This is a genomic window from Plantactinospora sp. B24E8 (assembly GCF_039871735.1).
Lineage (GTDB): Bacteria > Actinomycetota > Actinomycetes > Mycobacteriales > Micromonosporaceae > Plantactinospora.
The window spans coordinates 1-22,396 of the sequence record NZ_JBDPMH010000039.1 but is presented as its reverse complement, the minus strand read 5'-3'; the positions used below and the strand labels follow the sequence as shown (position 1 = coordinate 22,396).

Below are 22,396 nucleotides of genomic sequence, written 5' to 3'. Positions count from 1 at the left end.
CTGTCAGAGCCCGAGGGCGCCGACGGCGGCGGGGAGGGTCGGCGCGGTGGCGAGTTGGCGTACGCAGTCGCGGTCGCGGAGCCACACCTGGCAGGTCGTACCGGTGTAGTGGACGGCGACGGGCTGCCCGGCGTGGTGGCGGGCGAGCCGGCGCAGGAACGGTACGGGGTCGTCGACCTCGATCGGGGTCGGGGTCTGCGGCACCGGGATCGACTGCTCCGGGTCGGCGGGGACGTTGCCGGCGATGGCCAGGTCGAGGTAGTCGAGGCAGAAGGCGGTCGCGGCCTCCGGGGTGGGTCGGCCCGGCGGGTCGGCCGGGGCGGGTTCCCGGCCGGCGCAGTCTATGGTGACGTCCCAGCTCTCCCCCTGGACGAGTCGGAGGTCTCCGGCGTTCGGCGCGTGGTCGGCGACGGTGACGGTGATCCCCAGCCGCAGTCCGAGGACGAGCCGGACAACGTCGGCCAGCGGCGGTACGTCGGGTCGGCGGGCCAGCAGGAACAACCGGGCACCGGGCCGGCTCCGGGCGGCGTGCGTGACGTACTCGGTGAGCGGGTCGGCGCCGAGGTGGTGCAGGGTGACGGTGCCGTACCGCAGATCCTGGTCGAGCTGTCCGCGGCCGTCGAGTTCGACCAGGTCTTCGGGGCGGATGTCGAAGGTGTCGGCCCAGCCGCCGAGCCGGAACTGCCCGGGGAGCTGGTGCAGGGGTTTGCCGCCGGGGTGGGTCGCCACGTGCGGCGCCGGCACCTGTTCGCCGGAGCGCCACAGCTCCTCCCCCGCTGGCCGGGCCTGGCCGGCAGCCTTGTCGAGGCGCCAGAGGCGTACGCCGGTCCGCCAGCCGGGGCCGCCGGCCGACCAGGTCAGGTGGACGACCCGGCCGGCCAGGTCGGTGATCGTGACCGTCACGTCCCGGTGGATGCGCCGGGTGCCGCCGCAGGTGAAGCAGCGCATCAGTGACGGGCTGCGGCCGGAGCCGGCGCAGCGGACACAGTCGGGGTCGGGGCGGTCGCCGAAGAGTCGACAGTCGCAGTGCTGGAGTCGGCTGTTCGGGTCGCAGTCGGGGCAGTCGACGTACTCGATGGGTGGGCCGAGCCACGACGGGGCCGGCGGCTGCCAGCCGCGTCGCAGCAGGGTGGTGTGCCGGCTGAGGATCTGGCCGGTCGACTGTTCGCTGAGGGTTTCGAGGGTGCCGGCGTCGCGGAGGCTGGTGTGCCACCAGCCGCCGTCGCGCCAGATCGCCTGGGCGCCGGGGTTCTCGGCACCGGTGGTGAGGTCGACGCAGTCGGCGAGGATCCGCCGTTCGAGCTGGTCCAGGTCGATGGTCGGCGGTTCGGCCGGCGGCGGTCCGCTGGGGGTCAGCTGGTGGGCGGCGACGGTCCGGCCGCGTTCGTCCAGGCCGTAGCAGGCGTCATGATCGCTGGTGGTGGTGATCGCGGTGGCGAGGTCGGCGGCGTAGCCCCGGGGTTCGGCCGGGACCGGCCCGCCTGGCAGCTCGTAGCGGAGCGACCAGGTCAGGCCGGCGCCGTACGGTTGCCGCCGGACCTCCACCACCAGGTCGAGGCAGAGCAGGTCGGCGAGCCGGCACCGTCGGCCGAGGTCGGCGGCCGGGTCGGGCGGCGGCGGGACGGCGGTACGACCAAGGTAGAGCCGCCACGCGTCGCTGCTCTGCCACGCGATCGCCTGCGCTTCCAGCACCTTCCGGTGTGATGCGGTGTGCTCGGGTCGCCAGCCGGGCGGCAGCGGGATCAGCGGCCCGTCCGTCGAGTGGGGCTCTCGGACGTCGGTCCACGAGCCGGCGCCGACGGTGGCGGCCAGCTCGTGCAGCAGCGGCGCGAGCGGCAGACACCAGCTCTTGTCGCCGTCGTCGGGCCACGGCTCCGGTCGCACCACCCCGGGTACGACACTCGCCGAGGCGACCGCCCCGGTGTCAACATTGACCATGGTGAGGACACGCTGGGCGCGGCGCCGCCCGGTCTGCCCACAGTCGTGACAGGGCCGGCCGACGGTGCCGACCCCGTCACATTCGAGACAGTCGTGGTAGGGCTCCCCCGGCTGCCAGTCGTCGGCGTCGACCAGCAGCCGGTTGCCACCGTAGGTGCAGGAGCAGCGCACCAGGGTGAAGGAGAGCCCGTCACACGAGCGGCACAACACCACGTGCGGCCCGGCCGGTACCGTCCCGGTCACCGGACCACCTCCACGCTCGCGCACGGCACGTCGTGCTCGGCGCGGAGCACACAGCGCCGGCCGCCGCCGAGCAGCCGGTCACAGAAGAGCCGGGACTGCACGCCCTGGGCGTCCTCGGCGGAGACGGTCGCCTCGGCCGCGTCGACCTGCGGCAACCGGTCGAGAGTCCGGGCCAGCGTCCGCCCGAACTGCCGGGCCGCGTCCGGGTCCGGCGCGGTGAAGGGCACGTGTACGACGTACCGCTCGGCCATCAGCGCCCCGCCAGCTCGTGGGCGTTCGGCGTGTGCCGCGACTGCCAGCGGCGCAACGCGTCCTTGATCCGGGCATTCTGTTCGCGCAGGCTCGCCACCTCGGTGTACGCCCGCGCCAGGTCCCCGGCCACCTGGTCGAGGAAAACCGTCACCTCGCCGGGGTCAACTCCCCGCCGCCCGAAACGGACCGGGGTGAACCGGCGCGTCCGGACCTGCGACGGCCACAACGGCCGGTACGCCGCCGACCGGTACGACGTCGGCCGGGGCTCCGGCCCGAGCAGCCGCTGTAACGGCTCCCGATCCCGCCGGAACACCCGGCGGAGCAGAGTACGCACAACCTCACCAACCCTTCGACAACGTGCAGGACATGGATGGGCGGCCCCGGCCCGACCGAGGGGCGTGCTCCGGACCAGGGCCACCCCGCCCCACCACCGCAGCCCTTCAACGGCCGTACGACAGCAGGGCGTGACCAGGGGCCGGGACGGCCAACGCGTACAGCCGACCGTCCCGACCGGGAGGTGAACGCCCCGCGTGCCATGCAAGGAGCGCTCGGGAGTGAACCTAGGCGCAGTGGGCGCCTATGTCAACGAAAGCTTGTCGGGATCTCGCTCTTCGTGATCAAATCGGGGTGCCATGCAAGGAGTGCCCCATGCCCACACAGCCGGACTACGTTCGGATCTCAAACGCATATGCGTCCGCCATCGTTGAAGGGAAGTTGAAGCCTGGAGACAAGCTGCCCTCGATCGCAGAGATGACGCAGCGCTACAGCGTCGGCGCGACGACCATCAAGATGGTGCTCGTACGCCTCGAAGCCCGACGCCTCGTACGGCGCCACCAGGGCAAGGGCACCTTCGTGGAGCCGCGCGAGAAGTGGCTGCTCCCCGAGGATGACGACGAGCCCGTCATCGAGATCTAGCATCTGCCCCTCGCGACCGCCTCGTATTGATCCTGCGCACACCATCTCGCGGGCGCCTCATGAACAATCTGCGAACGACGACGGCTGTCGCCGCACACATGGAAGGCATGCAGGGTTCTGAACAACCCGTCCATGCCACCACAGCTATGCATGGGCATGTATCGCCGGGAGAAGTTGCGTAAGCTGCTGCAGACCTACACGTTCGGCGATCCGCCGAAATGTTGGATGGGGGAGGACATGAGCGCGGCACAGATCATCGCGCAGTTGCAGGCGGCGTTACGGAAGCTGGAGGAGGCGGAGCACCACATCGGTTCCGCAGGGAAGGCTGCGTCTGAGGCACGGCACCTCGCAGCGGGCGCTCTAGAGGGCAGCTCGGGGCAACTTGTCGCCCAGCTGGACCAGTTGATTCAGACACTGGGCCAGGTGTCACAGATGCCGGCGAAGACGAAGGAGCAGGTGCACATGACCATCACGAGGACTCAAGCCCTGGGAAACTAGACGGGGGCGACGGCGGCGAGATAGGCCAGTCGCCCCCGACTAAACAGGCGCCCGCCCCCAATGCCACGGCACCCTCGAGGTCTCGACGTGACGCCGATGCAAGCAAGCAGGGAAGAGCGCGACCGCGCGAGATGATGAGCCCAGAAGCACTCAGCTTCAGCGCAGCTACGGCCGCTGCTTTCTGGGCTGGGCTTTCGGAATTCATGCCTGTCGCACTCAAGGCAATCGTTGGATCAGTGCTGGCAACCATGGCGGCCGGCGGCGCTGGCAGAGCATGGCTTGACAAACGAGAAGAGCGGAAGAAGAAGAATGAAGATCAGTAGCCGGGTCGAACCCTTGGTGCGGGACGCGCTGGACGCAGCCGTCAAGCGGGACTTCGCGAAACTCGATGCAGCGCTGAAGGCATTCCCGGATGACCAGACGACGCAGCAGGGCGTCGAACTCGCCCTAGCCGTGACGGTGTACGTCCTGCACGACATCCATCAGGGTAAGCCAAGCGAGGCTGAGACCCGCAGCGTCGCCGAAGAAATCGCTCGGGCCGAGGCATGGGCCCAGCCCACGGCAGAGGAGACTTCCGAGTTCCTGCTCAAGCTGGTAAGCGGTCAACCGTTCGCGCCATCGGTGCCATCGGAGAACGTGTTCATCCTGGCATTCGTGTCCGCCGCCAACCTTCTATCCTCCTGCCGCCGAGATGACGAGGAGTGGTGGAACTACCTTGACCGGGCGGAAGCAGCTATCGAAGCCGCCTGACTTCTACTGTTGCAGCGGTTCACGCCTTGCCGGCTCGAAGACGCCATTACCGTTACCTCACGCCCTTGACCTGGGCCGGCGAGGTCGCGCGCCGACAGCAAGGCACCATCGGTAGCGCTTGGGGGCCACTACCGAGAAGTTCAGCGCACGCTGTGGCCGGAGCGAGAACATTGTCGCGCTACACACAGCCCCGCTACAGTGGATCAAGAACCACCCAGGGCATCTATCAAAGCATCAATAATGGATTGAATCCCAGACCAATCCTGCCATTCTATGGCTTTCGGGTTCCCACTGGCAACGGCCATCTTCCGCTCAAAGGCCTTCTGCACCGCGCTCTTGTCAAGAATCTCACCCTGATACGCCTTGATTCTGCCCATATACCCCTTCCATTGCACAGGCAAAAGGGAGCCGTCCTTACGGGTAAGCACATCCCTGCCCAAATATAACTCAATAGACCCCGCAAGGCCATTGACGTTCATATCGACGTTACCCTGAGGGCCAAGCGTAGGGTAGATATTGGCAAGTTCCAGATCAGGGTAGTGCATTACCCGGAAATGACGCGGGAGATTGCTAGCACTGAATCCAAGCACCGCCTCACGCGCAGCGCTATCGTTATCAAACAACGCGAGAACGGGATTAGAGATGCCGGCCGCCGCGAAGCTCTTCACCATTCTTACTGCCGCCGCCGCGCCTCCCTCATTGCCAACGTCATAGTCGAGGAACCGGACATAGCCCACAAGGTGGGGCTTTAACAGTTTTAACGATTCTTGAAGTACTCTGGTATCAAAGCGACCCTCTGTAATTATGATTGGTGGTCCCGCATTTGGTTTACCATCAATGTCCGGTCCCGTAATCGCCGGCTTCTCGTCGTCAAGCCAGCCCTCCTCCGCAAGCTCAGTCAAATCTAAGGTGAATACATCACCGGGTTCGGCAAGCTCAGACAGGAGACGCATGATAACGCGCTGATCTACGCTCTCGAATAGGTAAAGCGCGCCCAGATCCCGTTCGTCCGGCGCTCCTTGTCGCATCTTATCCAGAAGATGCAATTTTACATCCTCGAGCCATCGTGAAAACGTCAGCTCCTGGTAGTATTTTAGAGTCTGCCGCAACTGCTGCAGATATTCCTGGTGGTCAGGGTCAGATTCTATTACTGAAAGTCCTTCAATGGCTTTCGTTGACGATTCGATCGAAATTTGGCGAGCCTCCCCGAAGACGTCTTCTACCACTCGCATGCTATAGCCCAAGACGGTAAGGCGCTCACGCACCACTGCAGCTGACGCTTGGTAGGCCACCACTTCTAGACCCTCTAACTCGTCCTTCTCATACTCTTCCAACCGAAAGTACCCATTAGCAAATTTAATCGCCTCCTCCCCCGTGATTGTCATAACGTCGCTCGGCGAAAAGAAGTAGTTGACCTCAGGGTGGATCTCGTTCCGATACGAAAATATTTCCTTCTCGTTCAAGAAGATGCTTGCATAGCTCGCCATCCAGCCATGATCCCGAACGGATATCGTACCCCGCAAGCCCTACAATCCGTCGCACTTATGAGGCGATGAGCGGACGTAGCTGACATACCCCCAAGAAACGGTTAAGTCGGCAGAGAAGCGTCAATTGCACCCTCACTCATATCGAACGAATTCGCCCTGCTGTCTCGGGTCAAGCGTAATGCACAATTGGGATCAGAAGATGCCGATGACGAGCGACAGGCGCTGCGCAGCTGTCGCTGCACGTAACCGCGAGCGGCGGACTCGTAGCGCGAGCGGCCCGTTCGGTCTCATGGTTCTGCGTATTCCCGCACACGGAGAGACAACTCCGGCAGAGCGGGTAAACAATTCAATCCACAAGCCTCTTGAGATGGTGCTGTCGCTTTGCGCGAGTGGACTCGCTTATCGACGGCGCGAGAGCTCACATCGTCCGCAACTGTTCGGCGAGTCGTCGACTAAACTCCGCGTGCGCCTGTCGGTACTCGCCCTCCCGGTCTGCTTTGTAAAAGGGAGCCGAATACCCCGCCGGCACCGGATTCCGGCCATCATTCAGATGAGCCATCAACTGTTCATAGTGATCTTTAGTCTGACCAAACCCGAAGGCATAAGGGTCGGCGGCGACCCTACGCCCATTCGCATCGAACCACATATTCGACTCCCTCCCGGTAAGAATGGGGTATCTCGATCGCAGCATGGCGAGCAGTTCCTCGATCCCGATCGACAACCAAACTGCGACCAGCGCGTCAATTTCAACGAGAGCAGCGCGTCGCTCAAACTCCGTTCGCAGAGGGCTCTTCCAACTCCAGGTAGAGTCAACCTCAGCAAGGCCAGTCAGACCAGGCCATCCAAGCGCCCAATCCTCAGATGTTCGCCAAGAACTGCTGACTAGTTCGCTCCAGATTGGTGAATAATGTTCGGTTAAGCAGTTGAGCCTGAGACACCGGATAAGAAGGGCGTTCTCGAGGGGATGATTAGCCATGACCGCCGGCATCCCTTTGGCCTCAGCAGACCGGAGGTCAGCTCGTCCCAATATACGAAGTAGATAGTCGAATGGCAGGGAAGCCCAAGCGCCAGCAGCGAGCGCGGTGGACCGGTTATCCGCGAGGCGCAACGAATTTACTGCATCCACATGAGTCGGCCCAGGAGGGATAAGGGCAGCGAACAACGATCTTTCCGTATTGAAAGCTACCATGCGGCGCCACGCCAGACGGAAGTATTCGCTATACCGCCGCCCATCCCAGATATCCTGGGAATCATCAAACACCTGCCGATCGCAAGACCTGACGTAGGAGGTTTTGGCGATCGCACTCGAGGAAAGTTCAGTCAGGCTGAAGGGATCCCAACCGTTGCCACGACCCGCCTGTTCGGTAGGCTGCTTAGCGTACGGATTTGCCACAGCAAGATGCGTCCCCTGCAGGATAACCTCGTTGAGGTCGTCGGGACGCCCGGCCCAATGAGCAATAAGGCCGTTGCGCTTGGCCTGACCTTCATCGAATCCGAGACTAAATACCGGATGCTGGTCCTTCATACGCCAGGGATATTTAGAGATCGCAGCAATCGCCTGTTGCTCGCGGGCTGTTATCGGTGCCAACAAAGCCCCGCCGTAGGCATCCTTTACAACATCACCCTGAACCATCCGCCAGTTTCGGAGCACCTCGGAGTTGACGCGAATAATTCGAGCCCGATGCGGCCTCCTATCCCAAGAGTCACGGAACTTCTGCCCAGGAATGTCTCCCTCGCCGCCATGCTCCAACGAGGCGGCTAATACACTTGCAGTGTAAAGTTGGCTTAGGTGAAGAAAATTTGGCTCCCTTGCTCCGCCGTATACATGGATGCCGAAGTCCATCGTCCTACTCGCGTCAGCGAAGGCCCAGTTGCCAACGTTGACAAAGCCCGCGTGAAGCCGAAGATGGCAGTAAGCAGCGTACCGAAGCGAGGCTTCGCGCAGTCCATTGAAATGCGTGTCAGGATGGACCGCGCCCGCTGTCCCTCCCGGGCGCAAGTGATCCCACATTCTACACATGAAGCCGCGATAAAGGTTGGGACGAGTACCAGCCAGAAGAGGGTAGTTGGTCCCCGACCCCACAAACTCGGCTATTCCAGAAACGACGGCAAGGTCACCTAGATAAGCAGAACGCGCAAGTTTCAACACCGAAGATTTTTTTAGCTTTCGAACGCTTTCTCCGCGCTTATCAACCAATTTAAACCAGGGCTCCTGCTCCGCAAGCACAAGGTCTTCCTGCCAGGACGGCCGTACCCAGGGTGGGTTGCCGACCTGGAGGTCGAAGCCGCCCCTGCCGAACGCCTGGGCGAAGGTCAGTTCCCAGTGGAAGAAGCCCTGCTCCTCGGCGATCCGGGTGGCGGTGTGTAGCCAGGGGAAGCGTTCCTCGAACCGGAGGGGATTTTCCATCCCCATCAGGCCCTCCAGCCTGCCCTCGTACTCGGTCATCTCGGCGAGGGTGGTGAGCTGGGAGAAGAGTGATTCGGCCGGAAGGTCGGCCCGGCCCAGCAGGGCCTCGGCGAAGGTGAGCCAGTCGTCCAGGTTTGCCAACGGCACCGGGCGGCGGAGCTGCTCGGCGAAGCTCACCTTCCGGGTCGCGGTCGGCTTGACCGGCATCGCCAACTGGACCGACTCGACACCCCCGAACAGGTCCTGCTTCTGGTACGACACCGGGTCGTCGTACGCCGGCACCTCCCGGACGTGGGTGACCTCGACCGGCTCGGCCGGGTACGCGTCCGAAGAGCCGTCCAGCAGCTCGGCGGCGTCCAGCGGCCAGAACCACAGCGCGCACCAGACGTCCATCACGGTCTTCAACCGCCAGTACGGTGTGCCGGTCGCCGTCAGGTCGGCGAGGATCTTCTCTCTCGGCACCGCCCCGTCGGCCGGCGGCAGCGGCGATTCCGGCTCCCAGACCGGGATGTCCCGACGGATCTCCCGCTCCGAGATCTCCAGCCGGAGTCGTACCAGTTTCCACAGGAACTCGACCCGGCCGGCGAGCGCCTGGAGGCGGGCCACCTGCGACGGCTGCTTCCGGGAACCTTTCGCCGACGGCGCGCGCTTGATCGCCGTACGCCATTTTTTGAGCTTGTCGGCCTCGATCGGCGCCAGCTCGCGGGCCTCCTTCTCGGCGGCGACCGCGCCCCAGCCGTCGGCCGGGAGCAGGAAGTGGTGGACGGTGCCCGGCGTGATGTCGCCGTCCCGGAACGGCCGGTCCTCGGGTGCGGTGGTCAGCCACGACTTGTCGGTGAGCTGTTCCGGCCGGTAGAGCCGCCGGCCGCCGCCGATCAGCGAGTTGCCACGCTTGAGGTGCAGGCCGAACCAGGGTGCCCGCAGCCCGGCGTGCATCACGTTCAGCCAGAGCGACACCTCGGCCAGCTCGACCGCGGTCCGGTTCAGGTCGACGCCGTAGCAGTTGTGCAGCGCGATGTACGCCTTCACCCGCTGGAGTTCCAGGTGGTAGTCCTCGGGTTCGAGGGCGACCCCCAGCTCCTCCTGGCGGCGGCGCAGATACTCGGCGGCGACCTGGTTGATCGCCTCGTTGAGGAAGGCGCCGGAGCCGAGCGCCGGCTCGCAGATCGTCCAGTCGAGCAGGTCCCGGGCCCGCAGGCCGTCGCCGGCCTCCTCGATCCGGTACTTGAGGGCGAGCTGGACGGTGACCTCGGTCAGCGACTGCGGGGTGTAGTAAGAGGCGCTGGTCTGCCGGTCCCGGCCGGCGAGCCGGTAGACGAACTGCCCCGGTTCGTACGGGATCCGGCTCTTGTGCCCGGTGACCGGGTGCTCCTTGAGCACAAAGACGTCGTCGTCGTAGTCGTCCACCTTGGACTCGGGGATCATCCACGAGCCGTCCTTCGGGTCGCCGTGCTTCGCCACCTCGAAGAGCCGTTCGGTGGCGACAAACCCGGTGTACGACATCAGCCCCTCGTAGACCGCGCCGAGCTGGTTGATCCCGAGCTGGGCGTACGAGATGAAGCCGCCGCGTCGCCGCCGCCCACCCTTGGTGATCATCAGGCGGCGCAGCACCTCGTAGAGAGTCTCGTTGCGCAGCCGGGTGTCGAGCTTCGGGCCGTTGACGTCGTCGTCGCAGTCCGGCTGCGGGATCCGCTCGCCGATCAGGGTGATCGCCTCCGGCAGGAACAGGTCGGAACGCAGCGGCTCGAACCGCAGCCCCTCGCCCGCGCTGAGCGTCTCCCCCTCGTCGGTCTCCTCCTGCGTCGGGTGCCCGTTGTTGACCATCCGGAACAGCAGGTCCAGCGACTCGTAGAGGTGGAAGCCGTCCTTCGCCGACGGCGGCAGCCGGCGGGCGACCAGGTCACCGAGCCGGGCCATGCTGTAGCCCTCCAGGTATTCCGGATCCTTCGTCGGCAACACCCCCAGCTCCGGCCGGGCCTCGGCGTAGAGCAGGAAGAGAATCCGGTACAGGTAGCGCAGCGCCTCCCGGCCCAGGTCGCGGGCCAGCTCGTCCAGGTCGGCGACCTCCTCCGGCCGGTAGCCGGCCTGGCGGATCCGGTCCAGCACCTCGTTCGCGATCAACTCGACCGAGGTACGCAGCCCCTCCCGCAACTCGCCGCTGACCCCGACCGCGTGCTGCCGGGAACCGGCGACCAGGTCCGCCAGCGGCTCACTGCCGCCCTCGGCCGGCGGGCGCAGCGAATCCGCCCCGAACAGTGCGGCGACGACGTCGTACTCCCGCTCGTCGTTGCGGCCGTAGAGCACGTCGAGGCTGACCGCCAGATAGCGCCCCTCACCCCAGACACTGCGGTCGGCGAGGGTGACCACACCGCCGCCGAGGATCAGGACATACCGGGGTGGGTCCTCGGCGGCGAAAAGCCACGAGGCGAGCTTCGCCCCGGTCTCGATCCGCTCCCCGCCGGCCAACTCGACCGGGTCCAGCAGCCGGCCCGCCTCGGTCGGATCCTGGGCGGCGTCGGTGTCCACCGCCCAGCCGCACTCGATCGCGACGATGCCGTGCCCGGTGCCGCCGCTGCCCGGCTCGGCGTACGCCACCCGGATCTGCTGCTCCTGCCCGGCCCGCTCGACCGTGATCGTCCTCGGTTCCGGCCCCGGCCCCGGCCCCGTCCCCGACTCCGGGTCGCCGAAGCCGAGCACCTTCAACAGCTCGACGTGCACCTTGCGCAGCCGCTCCGGGTCGAACAGCTCCCGGTCGGCCAGCTCGGTCTTCCGGTCGAAGTAGTCGCGGCGGAAGCCACGCAGCGCGGCCCGGGGAGTCAGCCGGCCGCCGCGCTCCTCCTCCGCCCACTTCTTGGCCAGCCCACCCTTGAGGGTGGTCGGCAGCACCTCGGCGAGGTAGTGCGCGGAAAGGTACTCGCCCCGGTTGGTCAACGACTCGAAACTCATGCCCCCGCCTCCGCTCCACTGCCAGCCCCGATCGCCGGCGTGTGGTCCGCCGCCGCCGCCGCCGGATTCACCAGTACGCCGAGCAGCCGCAACAGCGGATCACCGGCGGTCTCCAGGCGGGTCACCAGGTCGGTCTGCTCCCGTACCGTCCGGTGCACCCGCTGACGCCGGCGCTCCCGCTGCGCCGCCGGCAGCTCGTCGAGCAGGCTCGCCTGCGCGAACCGCTCCACCTTCTGCCGGTGCTCACGCAGCGGGGCGGCGATCTGGGCGTCCCACTCGGCCCGCCGGGCCGCCAGATCGGCCCGGGCCGCCTCGATCGCCGCCGGCACCAACGCCCGCAGCCCGTCCAACGGCACCGGCCGGCCCGGGTTCGCCAACTCCGGGCCGACCCCGGCCGCGGCCAGCGCCGCCACCATCGGCCCGACCCGGGGTACGGCCGGCAGCCCGGTCACCGCCATCCACTCCACCACCGTCGGCTGGCCGAGCCGGTTGCAGTAGACGCCCTGCACCAGGAAGGTCGGCTCGTCGACCTCGGCGGTCAACACCAGCGCCTGCTGCCGGCCGAGCCGGGCCAACACCTTGTCGACCAGCCACTCCACCATCGGGTGTACGTCGCTGAGGAACGCGATCTCCGGCCAGACCGGCTGCTCCGCGCTTCGGGCCTCGTCCAGCTTGCGCTGGGCGAGCCGCCGGTCGAACGTCATCTTCAACCGCAGCTCGTCACCCTCGGCATGCGCCCGCAAATATGACCTTGGCAGGTCGGAGAGTCGGTGCACCAGGTCGGCCGGGGCGAGCAACGACATCAGCTCGTCCTCCCGGCGCAGCCCGATCCGGTCCTCCGGCCGGTCGTCGTAGAGCTCGGCCAGGGCGGTGTCGACAAAGTCGCTGGTCGAGGCGAAAAGCTTCGGCACCTCCACCCGCTGCGGCTCGACCGCGATCGGGGTCTCCCCCACCCCGGCCATCAGGGCGGCGAGCGGATCGTCCTCGGCCGGCTCGTCGGGATAGCTGCGCTCCACCGTCTTGCCGTCCATCAGGTCCCGGACCAGCCGGTCCTCCTCCACCTTCGCGTCGTAGAGGCCGATCGCCGCCGAGACGCTGCCGAGGCTGCGGTGCGCCGCCTCCTCCCGGGCCACCAGCTTCTCCGCCACCATCCGGTCGTCCTTGGCGTTCGGCACCGACGAGGTGAGGATCAGCGCCCGGAACTGCGGCTCGTGCCGCTGGCCGTACCGGTCGATCCGGCCGTTGCGCTGCTCGATCCGGATCAGACTCCACGGGATGTCGTAGTGGATCAGGTGGTGGCACTGCTGGTGCAGGTTCACCCCCTCCGAGGCCACGTCGCCGGTGAAGAGCAGCCGTACCTCGCTGCCCGCCAACTCGAACTCCTGCAACACCTGCTGCTCCTCGGCGTCCGGCAGGGTGCCGTGCAGGACCCGTACCGCCGAGGGGCGCAGCCCGAGCCGGGCCGGCACCACCTCGGCCAGCCACTTGAGGGTCTGCACCCGCTCGGAGAAGACCACCGCCCGGACCGGGCTGCCGGGCCGGACGCCGATCTCGTCCCGCAGCTCCCGGACCAGCCGGTCGAGCTTGCTCGACTCGTCGTCGGTCATCGCCGAGGTCAGCTCCGCGAGCTCCTCCAGCGCCTCGCGCTCCCGCCCGGTGGCCTTGTCCATCCGCGCCTTCACCGTCGCCGCCAGCGCCCGGTGCGAGGAAAGAAACGACTTCAGCAGGGTGTACGGAAACAGCCGGTCCTGACCGCGTACCGGATGGTCACTCCACTGCCCGGCGAGCCACACGTCGGTCAGCTCGGCGAAGATCCGCTCCTCGGCGGCGCTGGCCGCGCAGTGCAGTGCCCGCGACGGGCCCCGGTCCGCCCAGCGGTTGCCGATCTGGTCCCGTACCTCCGGGCTGATTTTGGTCCGGCGCAGGTAGAGGTGGTTGATGTCGTCCGCCGAGTAGTTGTCCGGGTCGGTGATCGCGGTCGGGTCGAGCAACGAGATCAGCTCCGCGAACGACCGCCGGTCGCCGTTGTGCGGGGTGGCGCTGGCCAGCAGCAACGCGTCACTCCGGGCGGCCAGCCGGCGGGCCAGCTCGTTGCGCTGCGTCCCCCGGTTGATCAGGTTGTGCGACTCGTCGATCACCACCACGTCCCACTCGATCGCGTCGAGATGGTGGCCGAACTGGCCGGCGTCCTTGAGGGTGTCGACCGAGATGATCGCCCGCCGGAAGTAGGTGAACGGGTTCCGCCCCGCCGGGATCTCCTGCTGGATCCGCTGGATGCCGGTCGAGTCGAGCCGGACCAGCGGAATCGCGAACCGGGTCCACAGCTCCCGCTGGAACTGCTCCAACACCTGCTGCGGAGAGACGACCAGGATCCGGTCGCCCCGGCCCCGCCGGATCAGCTCGGCCAGGATCAGCCCGATCTCCAGCGTCTTACCGAGCCCGACCACGTCGGCGAGCAGGATCCGGGGCCGCAGCCCGGAGAGCGCCAGCTCCGCCGGCCGGAGCTGGTAGGTGAGCGGATCCAGCAGGAACCGGTCCGCCAGCGCCAGGCCGCGCTCCGACTGCGGCAACGGAGTACGCCGCAGCACCGCCTCCAGGAACAGCCGGCTCTGCCGGAACCGGGCGGAGGTGTCCTGCACCAGGACCGTCTCCTCCGGCCGCATCGTCCGGACCGGCTCCAGGTTGGTGAAGAACGTCGCCTCGACGTCCTGGACCAGCTCGGAAACCCCGACCGCCTTCACCATCATCGCTTTGCCGTGGACCGGTTTTGCCGTCCGGACCAGCCACTCCTCGTCCCGGACCACGATGCGTTGCCCGGGCGCGAACAGTGCGCCGGTGGGCACCTCGGCGGCCGTCGGGTCAGGGTCGCCGGCCGACGGGTCGGATTGCGGGTCGGCCGGGTCGGCGTGCCGGGCCGTCGCACCGGCGGTGGGAACGGTGGAGAGAGGCGGAGGAGTCATGGGTGGGGGGCGTCCTTCGCGGCGAGGGGGATGTTCAGTTGTCCTGCGGTGGTGCCGGGGGTATGGGGTGGTTGTGGGGATCGTCAGAGGGTGGCGCGGCGGGCGTACTGGCGACGCAACTGGTCGATCAGCCAGCCGACGTCCGGTGCTGCGGTCTCCGGGGAACCGTGTCCCGGCTCCGTCACCCGCTGCTGGTCGGATGCCGGCGCCCGATCATCGAGATCCGGGTCCGTGTCCTGGGCGGGGTCCGGTGGGGTGACGGCCGGGTCCTCGTCGGTGCTGCCCCCGCCCCGGTCGACCTCCTCGGGATCCCGAAGCGGATCGTCCAGCACCGGCGGCACCACGGGTTCGCCACTGCCGTCGAAGGTCAGCGCGGTCAACCGCTGTCGTACGTCGGCGGCCGGGGCGCCGTCGGCGGTCGCCACCGCCAACAGCCGTTCCCGTACCGCCGGCAGACCGGGCCGGGCCGACGGGTCGTACGCCAGCATCGCGCCGAGCACCGGCGCCACCTCGGCCGGCACCCCCGACATCTCCGGCAGCACCGCCGGGTCGGCGATCTGGAACAGCAGCGCCGGCAGGGTCTTCGCCTGCGGATAGAGCCGGTGCCCGGTCAGCGCGAAGACCAGGGTCGCGCCGAGGCCGTAGACATCCGACTCCGGACCGGCGTCCGGTTCACCCCGAACCCGTTCCGGAGCCATGTAGTCGGGGGTGCCGACCACCCCGCCCGGAACCGTCAGATAGTCGTCCCGGTCGGCGATCACCGCCAGGCCGAAGTCGATCAGCACCGGCCCGTCGCCGCCGAGGATGATGTTGCTGGGCTTCAGATCCCGGTGCAGCAGCCCGGCCTGGTGCACCCGGTCCAGGCCGTCGACGAGCATCGCCCCGAGCATCGCCACCACCGCCGGCGGCAGCGGGCCACGCCGTTCGACGTACTGGGCCAGGGTCAGACCGGGGACGTACTCGACCGCGAGCCAGGCCGGATCGCCGAGCGGATCGGCGTCCTCCAGCCGGGCCACCCGGGAGCCCCAGACGAGTCGCAGGCTCTCCACCTCGGCCGCGAAGCGCTGTCGGGCCGTCGGGTTGTCGAGCAGATGTGGACGGATGACCTTGACCGCCACCCGGTCCGCGGTCGAGGACACTCCGAAGTAGACGTCACCCATCCCGCCGTGGCCGAGTGAGCTGACGAGTCGGTAGTCGCCGAGCCTCCGCATCGACGGCAGCGTCACCACAGCCTGATCGCCTCCCCCACCGATGACCCTGAGCACATTACCCGTCATCACATCGACGGTGGAGTCCGCTGAATCCGCCTTAGGGTCGGACTGTGCCGGTCCGGACGGAGCCGACGTACCGCCGAACCGTCCCGGCCGGATGGGCTGATCGCCTCCTGCCAACGCCCCAGCGCCGGCAAGCAGGCGCCCCGGCTCCGCCGTACCGGCGGGCGTCCCGATTGGATCGGGCAATCGAAGCCGGCCTTCTTCATGAGATGACGCGCCCATTGGTGAACACCGGACGGGTTTCCCCGCTCTACTCGCTATCCGCTGTCGCAGCTTCGGCGGGGCGGAAACCGCCAGGATTCGCCGACGGTTTCCGCACGAACGCAGGTTCGCCGAGCCCTCCCGGTCGGCAGCGAACCCCGACAGGCGGCACGAGCCGTATCTGATCGCGTACGGATGCTCCTGACAGGAGCTTGCACTTCGGAGGTTGTCCGGCAAAATCCTGCGTTACAGTACCTTTGCCGCTTTCCGCAGCACGGCGGACCTTAAATCTTTTCACGATATCGGGAAGGCGTAGAAATATGGAGCCAGCAACGATCCGGCCCCGCTCGGCAACGGGAACCACACTCGACCTCGAAGACAGCGAGAGCTTGCGAAACGCGAGGGATCTCTACCTCAACCTCATCCGCGACACACTCACCGGCACCCTGTCAGAGGACTCGGATGTGATCCCGGGGATCAATACATCATGCTCGACAGGCCTGGCACGGCCTGCCGCCCACAGGATTGCCGCGGCGCTGAGGAGGGCTGGAATCGAGGTTGTCCTCAAGCGGCCGTACGACCCCACCAAGCGCGAGGGCGGCCTGGACTGGCCAGCTCGAGCCGAGTCGATGATCGGCATCAAGCGAATGGACAACATCCGCTTCTGCATCGAGACGGCGATTCGAGAAGGCGTTCCCGGTGATCTCATCGAAACCGGCGTGTGGCGGGGCGGGGCCGTCATCTACATGCGAGCAGTACTCAAGGCGTACGGTGACACCACCCGCAGGGTGTTCGCCGCCGACTCGTTTCAGGGGCTGCCCCCGGCGAAGCCGAATCAGCACCCTGCCGATGCCGGCGACGTGCACTACCGCGAGGACGCACTGCGGATCGGTGTGGAGCAGGTACGTGACAACTTCCGGCGTTACGGCCTGTTGGACGATCAGGTTCGGTTTCTCGTGGGCTGGTTCAAGGACACGCTACCCAAGGCCCCCATCGACCGGCTCGCGGTCCTGCGGCTTGACGGCGACATGTACGGGTCGACGATGGACGCCATCTCGGCCCTGTACCCGAAGCTCTCGCCCGGTGGCTTCTGCGTCGTCGACGACTACTTGACACATGCCGCCTGTCGACAGGCGATCAGCGACTACCGTGAGGCAAACGCGATCACCGACACGATCGTGTCGATTGACACCGCTGGCGTGTTCTGGCGCAAGCAGTCGTAACCTGAGCAACGGCCCAGGCGTGCGTTCGCAGCGTCTCCAGGAGTCCGCCGCGGGCCCGTCGGAACGCCCCGCCGCCCAGGTCACGGTGCAGGTGACTGTCGCGAGCCGAGCTTCGCGGCAGCCTGCCTGCCACGTTCGAGGCAGCGGACGCGGCCGACACGGGCCCCGGCGGGCAGCACCCAGACGGTACGGCTCACCGCGTACGGGCGGTCGTCGCCTCTGCGATGTCGGCGAGGAAGTCCAGCTCCGCCGGGGCACCCGGGCCACCGCCAGCGACGGCGATCAGCTTGGCGAACTCCTCGGTTGAGTCCAGCCGCCTGTCGCCAAGCTCGAATATCCGTGGAATGGCGTTTCGACCGGGCTGCTCTTCACCCGGTTGTGGTCGCGGCGAGGGCGGTGCCAGCCACCGTCACAGCGGTCCCAGCACCACGTCAGGATCCGCGTCCAACGCCAGGGTCTCCAGCACCGTCAGGAGCTGACGTTCCTCGTACCTGAAGTGGGACTCCATGATCGCCGCCACGCCCTCCAGGTGCCGATGCAGCTCGGCCGGCGAGGCGGCCCGGGTCACGGCGGCCTGGAGGCCGCCCAACAGATGCGCGATCATCGAGTGGTCCTGCCGCAGGCGGCGCAACGTCTCCCGCAACTCGGGGTACTGCTCGGCGATCGCCGGGAACAGGTCCCGGTCCTCGCCCTCGTGGTGTGCGGTCAGCGCGGTGCAGAACCCGTGGCAGAACAGCAACAGATCTCTGGTCGCCGACTCCGCCGGCGCACCATCGGCTGGAGCAATCGGCGAGCACCGCCGTACCGGTTGGTGGGTTGGGCGGTCCTGCGCGAGCTCTGAGTCGGTCGCCTCAGCCACGAGCGGGGTCGGGGACCCCTGACAGGAGCGCCAGTCGGAATTTGGTCTCGTCTTCGGTGTCCGGGTCCGCTGTCAGGATGACGATCTTCCTTTCCGCGTCGCCGTCGGTGATCACGTCGCAATCCACCACGATCGGGCCGGCCACGGGGTGTTGGACGATCTTCTGGTCCTCGCGATGCGCACCGACCGCGCCGGAGGCCCACAACTCGGCAAAGCGTTCGTTACCCGTGGTGAGTAGCTGGATCAGGTCGGTCAACCGGTTGCTACCCGGAAAGCGTCCCGTCGCACGGCGCAGGTCGGACACAACGGCGGACTCAACCGTGTCCTGGGCGAACGAGGTCACCGGCCAGCACGACAGGCGTGGGCCCTCACCGTCGGTCGAGAAGGTGTCGCGAGCGAAGTTGCGACGGTGCGGCGGCGTCGACGACGGGTCGCCCAGGAGCGCCGCCCAGCCGCGGTTCCACCAGATCATCTGCCAGTCGGCGGCGAAGACCGCAGCGGCGGTGTCATCCAGTCGGTTGAGGAGGCGGCGAAGACCTGGCGGGATGTGGTCGGAGATCTCCGCGTGGGACGGAGGGACAAGACCGGCCAGCCGATAGAGATGATCTCGTTCGGAATCCGTGAGCTGCAGGGCGCGTGCGAGTGCGGCGACCACCTGCGCCGATGGGGTGGTGGATCGCCCCTGCTCCAGACGTACGGCGTAGTCGACCGAGATCCCGGCGAGCTCCGCAAGTTCCTCCCGACGCAGTCCCTTCGCTCGGCGCGCGCGCCCACTCGGCAGCCCTGCTGCTGCTGGAGAGAGACGGTCGCGCCAGGCGCGCAACGTCGCACCCAGCGTCGTCTCGTTCGTGGTCATACCGTTGATTCTCGCTCCTGACCCCCAGTCAAGGGTGGTACCCGAGTTCCTACCGTCGACCCGTCTCTGGTTACGGCCTCGACCGCCGGCAAACCTCGGTGGCGTGAGTATTTCTTTCTCCCACGACCATATCGGCATAAGCGTGACTTCCGACGACCTCGACACCACCGTCGAGTGGTACTCGAGCAAGCTCGGCTTCACCGTCGACCAGCGGTTCGACTCCCACGGCACGACGTTCGTATACATCGTCAGCGGTGACGTCAAGATCGAGCTCCTCGCCGGCGCATCAAACCGTCAGGCGCCGACCGACGACGTCCTGACGAGCATGGACCCGTCGCGCCTGCACCACTTCTGCATCGCCGTCGAAGATCTTGACGCGACCGTCTCCCAGCTGCGCGACCTCGACGTAAGGCTGATCGGTGGCCCCATGGAGGTGACAGAAATCGGTCAGCGCATCGCGTTCATCACCGACAATCTCGGCAACATCATTGAACTCGCTGAGCCTGGCACCTGGCCCGCTGGTTTACGCGACTGATCGTTCTGGCGCCCCACCTCGCTGAGAAACCACAACGCGTACGCACGCTCCGGCCTGCGATCCGGGACGCCGGAGATGTCAGCGATGGTGTTCAACCCGGGCGATCGTCCGGCCACTGTTGCCGCGACGGCCCCGACACCGCGTGCGGGCTCTCGCCGGCCGGCGGGAGCCCGCACCCACCGTACTCGTCAAGTCACTCGGCGCACAGGTGATCGATGTCATGGGTACCGGGGCTGCCCCAGAGCTGGGTGTTCGTAGAGTTCTCCGACCTGCCCTCCGGAGACCTGCTCCGCTACCTGGGCGACGCCGGCCGCTGCGTTCGTGTCGACGATGCCGTCTGTCTCGACGCGGAGGCGATGTCGGGGTGGCTCACCCACCCCGACTTCCACGTCGTCAGGTAGGTGCCGTCCGCGCTACCTCACCGGCGGCCCGTCTGACGGTCACAGCGGTCCCAGCACCACGTCAGGATCCGCGTCCAACGCCAGGGTCTCCAGCACCGTCAGGAGCTGACGTTCCTCGTACCTGAAGTGGGACTCCATGATCGCCGCCACGCCCTCCAGGTGCCGATGCAGCTCCGCCGGCGAGGCGGCCCGGGTCACGGCGGCCTGGAGGCCACCCAACAGATGCGCGATCATCGAGTGGTCCTGCCGCAGGTAGCGCAACGTCTCCCGCAGCTCGGGATACTGCTCGGCGATCGCCGGGAACAGGTCCCGGTCCTCACCCTCGTGATGCGCGGTCAGCGCCGTGCAGAACCCGTGGCAGAACAGCAACAGATCCCTGGTCGCCGACTCCGCCGACGAACCATCGGCCACGGCCTGCCGGGTGACACGCAGCGCCTCGCGAAGCCTCTCGTGCACGCGGCGCAACTCTCGACTCCAGGCCACCAGCCTGGTCGGCTCACCCTCACGCATAGGTGACGGGCGAAGGGACGACAAGCATCGTCGTATCCTCTTCGGTCCGGCGCCTCCATGCCTGACACGGCCTGCCACCGGCACGCGACGCTGGGGCCGAGGTTACCAGGGAGCACCCCTGGAACAATGAGCGAACCCGCCCCACCTCACGCAGCCGACGATGCGATGGGGTTCTCCGGAGGATCGACCACAAAGCAGGCCATCTGCAGAATCTCCAGGAGCGCGGCGCGAGCCCGTCGGATCGCCTCGTCATCGACGTCAAGGTGCAGCTGGGTGATGCGCGGAAAGCCGAGGGTTGCGGCGGCCTGTCCGTGGAGTTCGAGGGAGAGGACGCGGCCGACAAGGGACCAGGCGCTCACCGCCCAGATGGCGACCACGCCAGCACCGTTGATCATTCCGTCAACCCAGCCCTCGGGTGAGCTCGTCGTCGGTCTGTCGGACATCGACCCGGTCGACGCGGCGTGGCATGGTGTCCACGCCGGCACGGTACCCCTGTTGCCTATCGACCACGAACGAATAGGTCGCCCGTCGACGGCCAGCCGGCACGGGTACCGGCCGCCTACCCTGATGCAATGGCCGACCCTGCTGTCCATGGCTTCCTACGGCGCCATGCCCCACAGGACGTTCGGGACACAGTCCGGTGGCTGGAGGAGCACGGTTACCAGCTGACCTCGTCGCCGCGCGAAGCGGTAAGCAGCTTCGGGGCGCTGTTGGTCTTCACCGGTGACGCGGAAATAGAGATCGTCTGCGATCGGTCCCAGTGGTTCATGGAGATCGCCGCACCCCCGGCGGCGAGCGGATGCAGTACGACCTGTTGATCGCGGCGAGCCGTGGCCTCGACTACCCGGACTGCTTTCCCGAGCACGCCGGCATCCCCCGCTTCCCGCTGCCCGAACAACTGCCCGTGGGCGTGAGTTGGCGAAGCACGCTTCCCGCCGTGTTGGATTGGATCAGCGGGCCCGGTGTCGCGGAAGCGGTCCAACGTGCCAACGACCAGCGGTACGTCGTGATGTGGCCCGACTCGCCCACGGCCCGGCAGTTGCGGCGCACGTGGCGCAGGCAGGCACGGCGGGCGGACGAAGAGCCCGGATAGGCCAGCACACCCAGACCCTGGCCGCCCCTCTTCCGGATGCCCCGGGCCCAGATGCTCATCGCACAGCTCACGATGACGGCGGTCTCCCGCGACGAATCGACCCGGGCCCCGTGCCCAAACGGCCCCCAGCCCTCCTGAGGCTCCCCGGGTTGGGGACATCGGGTGGCGCCGCGATCTTGGTATTCCAGCGTGGTTGTGACCACCCTGGAATACCAAGATTCAATTTGCCGGCACCGAGCCTGACCGGGGTCACATCGATGGCGGAGTGGCCATGCTCGCCCTGGCCGTCCTGACCATCCTCGCCGCCACCACCGCGCAGCAGCCCGACCCCGACGATCATCGCGTTGACCGTCGCCGAGATCCGCCGACGCCTCAACGCCTTCGTCCTCGCCACACCACTACCCCCAGCGCACACCCTGCACTGGTCGATCTGCGACGAACATCCCAAGTCCGCGCCCAACGGGCCCACTACCAGCGCAGACTCGGCCACTTAAGCTTGAGACTTACTCGTCTAGGGCTCGAGCGTGGCGGGCATGCTGAAGGCGGCGACGTGACGGGCACCGATAAAGGCGTTGCTTTCTACGATCTTCCCGTTCTCGATCCGGAGTACGTCGACGACCAACGCCTCGTAGTGCGGGCTGCCGGGCCGGCGGAGATAGTTGATCAGTGCCGGGCGCCCGTTGGCCGAGGTGGGGAACGTACGCCAGTCGAGCGGTCGGCCGAGGAACTCCGCGGCCGCGTCGATCCCGACGACCGGCGGCTCGGGCGGCATCGTGATCCGTACGTCCTCGGCGAGCAGTGCCCGGATCGTCTCCGGGTCCTTCGCGTTGGCGTAGCGGCGCAGGATCTCTTCGTCCTCGCTGCTGAGCTGCGGGCGGCGCCAGTCCTTCGGGTCCGACGGAGCGCGCCGCCGGAGGGTGTGGCGGCAGGTACATGAGCGCTGCGATCACGGCCAGCTCGACGGTCTCCCGGGCGGCGAGACCGGTCTGCGGATCGTCGGCCAGCAGGGCGTCGGGATAGGGACCGAGCTCGGTGGACCACTCCAGCG

19 protein-coding genes are annotated in these 22,396 nt (G+C 67.1%); 7 read left to right on the top strand and 12 right to left on the bottom strand.

Translation table 11 applies throughout. The annotated features are described in order from the left end of the window. Positions 1 to 3: 3 nt before the first annotated feature. From ABGB21_RS32230 to ABGB21_RS32220, 3 genes are read right to left on the bottom strand one after another with little or no spacing between them, the layout of a single operon-like run. Positions 4 to 2,181: a hypothetical protein gene (locus tag ABGB21_RS32230; protein WP_347681030.1), complete on the bottom strand. Its 2,178-nt coding sequence runs from the start codon at positions 2,179 to 2,181 to the stop codon at positions 4 to 6. Continuing rightward, a complete protein-coding gene (locus ABGB21_RS32225; protein ID WP_347681028.1) occupies positions 2,178 to 2,432 on the bottom strand; it encodes a hypothetical protein in 255 nt (84 codons plus the stop codon). Before ABGB21_RS32225 ends, ABGB21_RS32230 begins: the two co-directional genes overlap by 4 nt. Further along, on the bottom strand, positions 2,432 to 2,713 hold the full coding sequence (locus ABGB21_RS32220; protein WP_347681057.1) for a DivIVA domain-containing protein: 282 nt from the start codon (positions 2,711 to 2,713) through the stop codon (positions 2,432 to 2,434). Before ABGB21_RS32220 ends, ABGB21_RS32225 begins: the two co-directional genes overlap by 1 nt. Positions 2,714 to 3,081: 368 nt before the next feature. Here ABGB21_RS32220 and ABGB21_RS32215 point away from each other — a divergent pair, with 368 nt between their 5' ends. The 3 genes from ABGB21_RS32215 to ABGB21_RS32205 all read left to right on the top strand — a co-directional run bounded on the left by ABGB21_RS32215 (position 3,082) and on the right by ABGB21_RS32205 (position 4,596). Further along, positions 3,082 to 3,348, top strand: coding sequence for a winged helix-turn-helix domain-containing protein (locus ABGB21_RS32215; protein ID WP_347681026.1), 267 nt, complete (start codon positions 3,082 to 3,084; stop codon positions 3,346 to 3,348). A 150-nt stretch (positions 3,349 to 3,498) separates the two neighbouring features. Further along, positions 3,499 to 3,846 (top strand): DUF6244 family protein, encoded by a 348-nt coding sequence (locus ABGB21_RS32210; RefSeq protein WP_347681024.1) that lies wholly within the window; start codon positions 3,499 to 3,501, stop codon positions 3,844 to 3,846. A 309-nt stretch (positions 3,847 to 4,155) separates the two neighbouring features. Further along, a complete protein-coding gene (locus ABGB21_RS32205) occupies positions 4,156 to 4,596 on the top strand; it encodes a hypothetical protein (RefSeq protein ID WP_347681022.1) in 441 nt (146 codons plus the stop codon). Between the two features lie 203 nt (positions 4,597 to 4,799). Here the strand turns inward: ABGB21_RS32205 and ABGB21_RS32200 are convergent, their stop codons facing one another. The 4 genes from ABGB21_RS32200 to ABGB21_RS32185 form a co-directional block, all read right to left on the bottom strand. Beyond that, positions 4,800 to 6,083 carry a HEPN/Toprim-associated domain-containing protein gene (locus ABGB21_RS32200; protein WP_347681020.1) on the bottom strand — a complete coding sequence of 428 codons (1,284 nt, stop codon included), beginning with the start codon at positions 6,081 to 6,083 and terminating at the stop codon, positions 4,800 to 4,802. Positions 6,084 to 6,501: 418 nt separating this feature from the next. Then, positions 6,502 to 11,436, bottom strand: coding sequence for a class I SAM-dependent DNA methyltransferase (locus ABGB21_RS32195; protein ID WP_347681018.1), 4,935 nt, complete (start codon positions 11,434 to 11,436; stop codon positions 6,502 to 6,504). Further along, positions 11,433 to 14,396 carry a helicase-related protein gene (locus ABGB21_RS32190; protein ID WP_347681016.1) on the bottom strand — a complete coding sequence of 988 codons (2,964 nt, stop codon included), beginning with the start codon at positions 14,394 to 14,396 and terminating at the stop codon, positions 11,433 to 11,435. Before ABGB21_RS32190 ends, ABGB21_RS32195 begins: the two co-directional genes overlap by 4 nt. A gap of 83 nt (positions 14,397 to 14,479) precedes the next feature. Then, positions 14,480 to 15,607, bottom strand: a complete 1,128-nt coding sequence (locus ABGB21_RS32185) for a serine/threonine-protein kinase (protein WP_347681014.1) — start codon at positions 15,605 to 15,607, stop codon at positions 14,480 to 14,482. Between the two features lie 584 nt (positions 15,608 to 16,191). On the opposite strand from ABGB21_RS32185, the gene ABGB21_RS32180 reads away from it, so the two are divergent. Next, positions 16,192 to 17,094: a TylF/MycF family methyltransferase gene (locus tag ABGB21_RS32180; RefSeq protein WP_347681012.1), complete on the top strand. Its 903-nt coding sequence runs from the start codon at positions 16,192 to 16,194 to the stop codon at positions 17,092 to 17,094. A gap of 409 nt (positions 17,095 to 17,503) precedes the next feature. Here the strand turns inward: ABGB21_RS32180 and ABGB21_RS32175 are convergent, their stop codons facing one another. Beyond that, positions 17,504 to 17,953 (bottom strand): hemerythrin domain-containing protein, encoded by a 450-nt coding sequence (locus ABGB21_RS32175; protein ID WP_347658318.1) that lies wholly within the window; start codon positions 17,951 to 17,953, stop codon positions 17,504 to 17,506. Continuing rightward, positions 17,946 to 18,809 (bottom strand): helix-turn-helix transcriptional regulator, encoded by an 864-nt coding sequence (locus ABGB21_RS32170; protein WP_347681010.1) that lies wholly within the window; start codon positions 18,807 to 18,809, stop codon positions 17,946 to 17,948. Before ABGB21_RS32170 ends, ABGB21_RS32175 begins: the two co-directional genes overlap by 8 nt. Before the next feature lie 103 nt (positions 18,810 to 18,912). Between ABGB21_RS32170 and ABGB21_RS32165 the strand changes: the two genes are divergently transcribed. Both ABGB21_RS32165 and ABGB21_RS32160 read left to right on the top strand, forming a co-directional pair. Further along, entirely contained in the window at positions 18,913 to 19,344 is a 432-nt protein-coding gene (locus tag ABGB21_RS32165) for a VOC family protein (protein ID WP_347658316.1), read from the top strand. 215 nt (positions 19,345 to 19,559) lie between these two features. Continuing rightward, positions 19,560 to 19,745, top strand: coding sequence for a hypothetical protein (locus tag ABGB21_RS32160; protein WP_347658315.1), 186 nt, complete (start codon positions 19,560 to 19,562; stop codon positions 19,743 to 19,745). Between the two features lie 39 nt (positions 19,746 to 19,784). Here ABGB21_RS32160 and ABGB21_RS32155 read toward each other — a convergent pair whose 3' ends face one another. Both ABGB21_RS32155 and ABGB21_RS32150 read right to left on the bottom strand, forming a co-directional pair. After that, positions 19,785 to 20,201 carry a hemerythrin domain-containing protein gene (locus tag ABGB21_RS32155; protein ID WP_347681008.1) on the bottom strand — a complete coding sequence of 139 codons (417 nt, stop codon included), beginning with the start codon at positions 20,199 to 20,201 and terminating at the stop codon, positions 19,785 to 19,787. A 200-nt stretch (positions 20,202 to 20,401) separates the two neighbouring features. Then, on the bottom strand, positions 20,402 to 20,650 hold the full coding sequence (locus tag ABGB21_RS32150; protein ID WP_347681006.1) for a hypothetical protein: 249 nt from the start codon (positions 20,648 to 20,650) through the stop codon (positions 20,402 to 20,404). Positions 20,651 to 21,054: 404 nt separating this feature from the next. On the opposite strand from ABGB21_RS32150, the gene ABGB21_RS32145 reads away from it, so the two are divergent. Next, positions 21,055 to 21,348 carry a hypothetical protein gene (locus ABGB21_RS32145; RefSeq protein WP_347658313.1) on the top strand — a complete coding sequence of 98 codons (294 nt, stop codon included), beginning with the start codon at positions 21,055 to 21,057 and terminating at the stop codon, positions 21,346 to 21,348. 511 nt (positions 21,349 to 21,859) lie between these two features. Here ABGB21_RS32145 and ABGB21_RS32140 read toward each other — a convergent pair. Continuing rightward, positions 21,860 to 22,120, bottom strand: a complete 261-nt coding sequence (locus tag ABGB21_RS32140; RefSeq protein WP_347681004.1) for a hypothetical protein — start codon at positions 22,118 to 22,120, stop codon at positions 21,860 to 21,862. Between the last annotated feature and the right edge of the window lie 276 nt (positions 22,121 to 22,396).